Annotated in this window: 6 protein-coding genes; 1 reads left to right on the top strand and 5 read right to left on the bottom strand. The window is 66.7% G+C overall.

Translation table 11 applies throughout. The features are described 5' to 3' along the window. From KYC_RS05700 to nhaA, 5 genes are all read right to left on the bottom strand, one after another. A partial coding sequence (locus KYC_RS05700; protein ID WP_008159806.1) for a DEAD/DEAH box helicase occupies positions 1–1591 on the bottom strand: 1591 nt, incomplete at its 3' end. 276 nt (positions 1592–1867) lie between these two features. Next, entirely contained in the window at positions 1868–2629 is a 762-nt protein-coding gene (locus KYC_RS05695; protein ID WP_008159805.1) for a uracil-DNA glycosylase, read from the bottom strand. A gap of 40 nt (positions 2630–2669) precedes the next feature. Next, positions 2670–3332: a thiaminase II gene (tenA, locus tag KYC_RS05690; RefSeq protein ID WP_008159803.1), complete on the bottom strand. Its 663-nt coding sequence runs from the start codon at positions 3330–3332 to the stop codon at positions 2670–2672. A gap of 113 nt (positions 3333–3445) precedes the next feature. Next, positions 3446–3835, bottom strand: a complete 390-nt coding sequence (locus KYC_RS05685; protein ID WP_008159801.1) for a DUF488 domain-containing protein — start codon at positions 3833–3835, stop codon at positions 3446–3448. Positions 3836–3891: 56 nt separating this feature from the next. Continuing rightward, complete coding sequence (nhaA, locus tag KYC_RS05680) at positions 3892–5127, bottom strand: Na+/H+ antiporter NhaA (RefSeq protein WP_008159799.1); 1236 nt, start codon at positions 5125–5127, stop codon at positions 3892–3894. Positions 5128–5400: 273 nt separating this feature from the next. Between nhaA and KYC_RS05675 the strand changes: the two genes are divergently transcribed. Continuing rightward, on the top strand, positions 5401–6570 hold the full coding sequence (locus KYC_RS05675) for a glycosyltransferase (RefSeq protein WP_100148261.1): 1170 nt from the start codon (positions 5401–5403) through the stop codon (positions 6568–6570). The last annotated feature ends 2 nt before the right edge of the window (positions 6571–6572 follow it).

Raw genomic sequence — 6572 nt, 5'->3', positions numbered from 1 at the left:
CCGCGCTCGCTGAACGGGCGGGCGTCGCGCTGGGGGCGGTCGCCATAGCTGGGGCGGTCGCCGAAGCTGGGACGGGAATCACGGTCGCCGCCGCGGAAGCCGCCTTCACGCTGGGGACGGTCGCCGAAGGGACGATTGCCCTGGTAGCCGCCTTCGCGTTGGGGCGATCGCCGAAGCTGGGACGGTCGCCGAAGGAACGCTGGGGGCGGTCGCCGAACGGGCGGTTGCCTTGGTAGCCGCCCTCGCGCGAAGCGCCGTCGCGATTGCCTTGGTAACCGCCTTCACGCGGCTTGAATTCGCCACGCGGGCCGCCGAAAGAACGGCCTTCGCGCGAGCCGCCGTCGCGGTGGCCCTGGTAGCCGCCTTCATGGCGCGAACCGCCAAAACCGCCGGGACGCTTGCCGAAAGGCTTGCCAAAGGGCTTGCCGCCGCCGGTCGCCGGACGCGGGGTGCGCTTGGGCTCCAGGCCGGCAATCACTTCAGGCGTGATCGACTGGCCGATGTAGTGTTCGATGCGGCGGACCTTGTGGCGCTCGGAATGCGTGGCCAGCGTGAACGCCAGGCCGTTGCGGCCGGCGCGGCCGGTACGGCCGATACGGTGCACGTAGTCTTCGGCCTGCATCGGCAGGTCGAAGTTCACGGCGTGGCTGATGCCTTGCACGTCGATACCGCGGGCAGCCACGTCGGTGGCCACCAGGATGCGCAGCTGGCCGCGCTGCAGTTGCGACAGCGTGCGGGTGCGCTGGCGCTGGTTCATGTCGCCGTGCAGGGCGGCGGCGGCAAAGCCCTGATCGGCCAGGCGGTCGGCCAGGTCGTCCGCGCCGCGCTTGGTCGACGTGAAGACGATGGCCTGGTCCAGCGAGGCGTCGCGCAGCACGTGATCCAGCAATTGCATCTTGTGGCTGGCATCGTCCGCGTACAGCAGGCTTTGCGTGATGTTGGAATGCTTTTCCTTGGCGCCGGCGATTTCGATGCGCTGGGGTTCACGCATCATGCGCGCCGCCAGCTTGGCGACGGTGCCGTCCAGCGTGGCCGAGAACAGCAGCGTCTGGCGGCCTTCCGGCAGGCGTTCGACGATGGTTTCGATGTCTTCGATGAAGCCCATGTCCAGCATGCGGTCGGCTTCGTCCAGCACCAGCGTGTGCACGGTGTTCAGCTTGACGCGGCCCGATTGCAGGTGGTCGATCAGGCGGCCGGGGGTGGCGACCAGCACGTCCACGCGGCGCGACAGCGCCTTCAACTGCGCGCCGTAGGGCATGCCGCCCACGACGGTGGCGGTGCGCAGGTCGGCCAGCTTGCGGCCGTAGGTGGCGGTGGCGTCGGTGACTTGCAGGGCCAGTTCGCGCGTCGGGGTCAGCACCAGCACTTGCACGCCGACGCCCTTGTTGGCGGGCATCTGGGCGATGCGATGCAGGGCGGGCAGCATGAAGGCGGCGGTCTTGCCGCTGCCGGTCTGCGAGGACACCATCAGGTCGTGGCCGGCCAGCGCCTGCGGAATGGCGGCGGCTTGGACGGCGGTGGGGGCGGTGAAGCCGGCTTCTTGAACGGCCGACAACAGAGCGGGCGCGAGGCCCAGGTTTTCGAAAGACATTACTTTCCCTTGCCGCAATCAATGCGACGCAGTGCTTGGTCGGGCCAGGGGATTAGGCGGCCGGATCCAGGCGACGGTTGATGGAGCATCGTGCCGACCGGATCAACCATGCGCGTGGCGCGTTCTCTATGCAGACTGGAACGCAGGGCGAAAGGAAAGGGGTCAGGAATCGATGATAGTTCGGCATGGGGCCGGGGTTGGACTTCCCGGCGGACTGCAAAAAATTCCGCTAAATCAAGGCGGTAAATGCCGAACTCGTTTTGTGCAGTGCGGCGATCATAACCCGAATTCGCCTTGCAAGGGAATTGTTTTTTTGTCCAGTCCCCAATCAATAGGGTTTTTCCCTTGGTTCTTCAGCCACGTGTTGGCGGCCAGGAAGTGTCCGCAGCCCAGGAACGGCACCGGCGGCCGTCGGGCCGAAAGCGGGGAAGGATGGTTGGACATCAACACCAGGTGGCCGCTGTCGTTCGGAAGCAACAGGCGCTTGGCTTGCGCATGGGCGCCCCAGAGCATGAAGACCTTGGGCACGGGGTCGCGCGCGACCAGCGAGATCAGCGCATCCGTCACTGTTTCCCAGCCGCGTTTGGCGTGAGAGGCCGGCTGGCCGTCTTCCACCGTCAGCGCCGTGTTCAGCAGCAGGACGCCTTGCCCGGCCCAACTGCCCAGGTCGTTGCCAGCCGGCACGGGCGTGCCGGGAAACTCTTGGGCGATTTCGTTGAAGATATTGCGCAGGCTGGGCGGCCGCTTGCAGTCGTCCGGGACTGAAAACGCCAGGCCCTGGGCCTGGCCTGGCCCGTGGTAGGGGTCCTGTCCCAGGATCACGACCCGGACGTCCGACGGCGCCAGGCCGTGCAGCGCCCGGAAGGGCGTGGCGGGATAGATGACAGCGCCCTCGGCCAGGCGCTTTTCCACATGCGCCGTCGCCCCGGCGAGCGCTGCCGCGACGGCGGCGGGCGCGAAGGCGGCCTGCCAGGCGGCGGGAAGTTGAGCCGTCTGGGCGGCAAGGGCGTTGGGGGTCAGGCGGTTGTCGATGGGCATGGGCGCGATTTTGGCATAGGCGCGCGGCCGACCGGCGGCCTCAGACCGGCCAGCCGGCCTGACGGTGGGCCGAATCCCAGAACATCCATTCAAGCTGGGCCGCGTGCGTGTAGGCCTGGTGCATCGCCTCGACCGTTTGCGCCGATGCGGTTTCCGCCGCGCGGTCCACCGAGGCGATCACGGCGCGCACCAGTGCGTGGAATTCGTCGCCGGCATAGGTGTCGATCCATGCCCCGTAGGGGTTGGGCCGCGTGGCCCGCGCGTGGATGTCGCGGCCGATCTCGGCGTAGATCCAGAAGCAGGGCAGCAGGGCTGCCAGCGCGACCGGATAAGGCGCGCTCCAGGCGGTGGCGACCAGGAAGCTGGTGTAGTGGTGGCTCGCGGGCGTCAGCGGCGTGGCCTCGAAGGTGGCGGCGTCGATGCCGAACTGCTGCATGAAGCCGGCGTGCAGGGTGCGTTCGGCGACGACGGCGCCTTTGGCGGCCTCCGCGAACTGCACCACACCGTCGGCGTCGTCCGCCTTGGCGGCAGCAATGGCCAGCGCGCGGCCAAACGCCACCAGGTAGTGCGCGTCCTGGATCATGTAATGCTTGAATGCGTCCTCGTCGAGCTGGCCGCTGGCCAACTGCTGATTGAATGGCATGTCGCGCGTCTTTTCGTAGAGCGCGGCATTGCGGTTCCAGGCGTCGGAACTGAAAGACATGGGTGGAATCCTTTAAGGCATGGCCATGCGGCGCGCCATTGTGGGCGCGCCTGCGGATTCCAAGGGTATCAAGCCGGCGGGGTTGCGTCAGGGCAGCCGGCGGCAGCAAAGGCTCAGGCTGCGTGCTTGCGGTGCCGGCGGGCGTAGTCGAGCAAAGCGTCGCGCAGCACGATGGCCTGGTTGTGTTCGGTATTGCGCGCCCCGTACAGCAGGGTCAGGGAGCGTTCGCCGGCCGCGTCCAGCAGGGCGGCCATGCGCGCCTGCTGCTCGGGTGCGGCCAGCTCGGCCAGGTATCTGGCGCGGAACTCCGGCCAGCGCTCATCGACATGGCTGAACCATTTGCACAGCTCCGGCGTGGGGGCGATGTCGCGGGCCCATTCGTCCAGCCCCAGGTCCGCGCGCCGCAGGCCGCGCGGCCACATGCGGTCCACCAGGGCCAGGTAGCGGCCCTGCGGGCCTGTGCCTTCATAGATGCGTTGTACGGTGATGCTGGACGATTTCATGGCGGCTCCTCACGAAAAGGCGCCGTCCAGTCTACTGCAGCCCGCGCTGCCGCCAGTTAGGTCTGGTCCGATTTCTCGGGGGCTGGGCCGGCCGCGCGCAGCAACGCGAATCCGACCACCGCGGACGCGAGCGACCCGGTCAGCACGCCGATCTTCGTCGCGTCGATGGCGGCGGCATCGGTAAAGGCCAGCGCGCCGATGAAAAGGCTCATCGTGAAGCCGATCCCGCAGAGCAGCGCAACGCCGTACAACTGCGTGTAGGTGGCGTGGCGCGGCAGGCTGGCGATGCCCGCCTTGATGGCGAGCCAGGCGAAGCCGAACACGCCCAATTGCTTGCCCAGGAACAGCCCCAGCGCCACGCCCATCGGAACAGGCTGCGCCAGGCTCGCCAGACCCATCCCGGCGAACGAGACGCCCGCGTTCGCGAAGCCGAAAATGGGAACGATCAGCAGGGCCACTGGCTTGTGCAGCGCGTGTTCCAGCGCATGCAGGGGCGAATGGGCGTGGGCGCCTCCCTGGTTCTGCGGGCGCAGCGGAATCACGAGCGCCAGCGCCACGCCGGCCAGCGTTGCATGCACGCCGGACTTCAGCACGAAATACCAGAGCACGACGCCGAGCAGCAGATAGGGCGCCAGGCGCAATACGCCGGCGCGGTTCAGGCAGAACAGGCAAGCCAGCAGCGCGCCGGCCATGCCTAGCGCAAACAGGTTGAGGTCCGAGGTGTAGAAGAGCGCGATGATGACGATGGCGCCAAGGTCGTCCAGGATGGCCAGCGCCGTCAGGAATATCTTCAGAGACGTCGGCACGCGGCTGCCGAGCAGCGCCAGAATGCCCAGGGCGAAGGCGATGTCCGTGGCGGCGGGAATGGCCCACCCGCGCAAAGTATCGGGGCTGCCCAGATTGACCAGCACGTAGATGACCGCCGGCACGGCCATGCCGCCAAGCGCCGCAATGCCCGGCAGCACAATGCGGGCCGCTCCGCGGAGCTGGCCGTCCAGCACCTCGCGTTTGATTTCCAGGCCCACCAGCAGGAAGAACACGGCCATCAGGCCGTCATTGATCCAATGGAGCACCGTTTCCTTGAGCAGGACAGGACCGGCCTGGAAGCCGAGCTTGGCGCCCAGGACATCGAAGTACACCGGCGCGGCGGGGCTGTTCGCAACCACAAGGGCGGCGGCGGCGGCCAGCATGAGCACGTAGCCGCCCAGGGCTTCGGACTGCAGGAACGCGTTTAGGAAGGAGGCCGAACGGGGCGGGTGCTGGGGCGCGGAAGTGGCGGAAGTGTCCTTCATTGGCAACATAGCTGTGGCGGATATGCAAAGCTGAATTTTACCTGAACGATATGTATGTTCGGGCGTACTTCGTCCAACTGAGCGCAATCATCGGGAAAGCTGCGGCAACTCCCATATAACGCGCTTGCTGCACTCTGGGCCAGCCTTGTACTGCCCCTATCTTTCGTTTACATTCCAGGCGGCAGTGCGCCTATATGTAATATAAATTTCAACCGACCTGCTTGGCCTTTCTTGAACTCGGCGCGGCCAACTTCCAAGTCCCTTCCCCTGACCATGCCGAACCCTGTTGAACCGCAAGCCAGCGCCGCCGGGACAAGGGGGCGCTTGCGCATCCTTCATACGGAAGCCGCTATGGCGTATGGCGGTCAGGAGTTCTGCGTTTACAAAGAGATGATAGCCATGCGCGAGCGTGGCCATTACCTTGAGGCGGTGTGCCAGCCGAAAGCGGAACTGGCGACGCGCTTGCGGGAGGCCGGCTTTACCGTCCATACCGTGAAAATGTACGGCGCGCTCAATTTCTTCCGGTGCGTGGCCTTTGTGCGCCGCCTGGTGCGGCGCGGGCGCTTCGACGTGGTCAATACGCACAGCCGCTGCGACACCGTGCGCGGGGCGATCGCGGCGCGTCTGGGGGGGGCGCCGCTCATCGTGCGCACACGCCATCTGGCCAAGCCGATCAACTCCCTCTACGCCTACACCTGGCTGCCGCATCGCGTTATCGCCGTCAGCCATTACGTCTATCGGCAATTGATGGATCGCGGCGCGCGGCCCCAATCGGTCGCCACCATCCATTCCCCCGTGGTGTTGCCTCAGGTCAATGAACAGGCGAGTGTCCGCCAGGAACTGGGCCTGTCTTCCGATGCGCTGGTCGTGGGGTGCGTGGCCGTCATGCGGGCTGAAAAGGGACATGGCGATCTGATCGACGCATTCCATCGCATTTCGACGACATTTCCTCAGGCCCACCTGGTGCTGGTGGGAGAGGGCATGCCGGTGTATGCGCTCCTTCGGAAGCAGGTGGCCGAACTGGGCCTGGAATCGCGCGTGCATTTCATGGGCCGGCGCCAGGACATCGGCGACGTGCTGAACGCGTTGGACGTGTTTGCGCTGCCTACGCACCGGGAAGCCCTGGGCACGGCTTTCATCGAAGCGGCAGCCATGGGGCTGCCGGTAGTCGGCACGAACGTGGGCGGCGTGCCCGAGACGATGCAGGCCGATGTGACGGGACTGCTCGTGCCGCCGCGGGATCCCGCGGCGCTGGCGGCCGCGCTGGAAAGGCTGCTGGCCGATCCGGAACTGCGCAAGCGCATGGGCGCTGCCGGCCGCGAGTGGATCTGCGGCCAGGGCCTGTTTTCTGCGGAACGCGCTGCGGGTCTGGTGGAGGACGCCTATTCTCGCTGGCTGGGCGAACTGCGCGGGCCCGCCCGCAATCAGGCCGATCTTGCGTGAGG

Source organism: Achromobacter arsenitoxydans SY8, from assembly GCF_000236785.1.
Taxonomy (GTDB): Bacteria; Pseudomonadota; Gammaproteobacteria; order Burkholderiales; family Burkholderiaceae_B; genus Achromobacter; species Achromobacter arsenitoxydans.
This window is presented reverse-complemented; position numbering and strand designations above follow the sequence as displayed.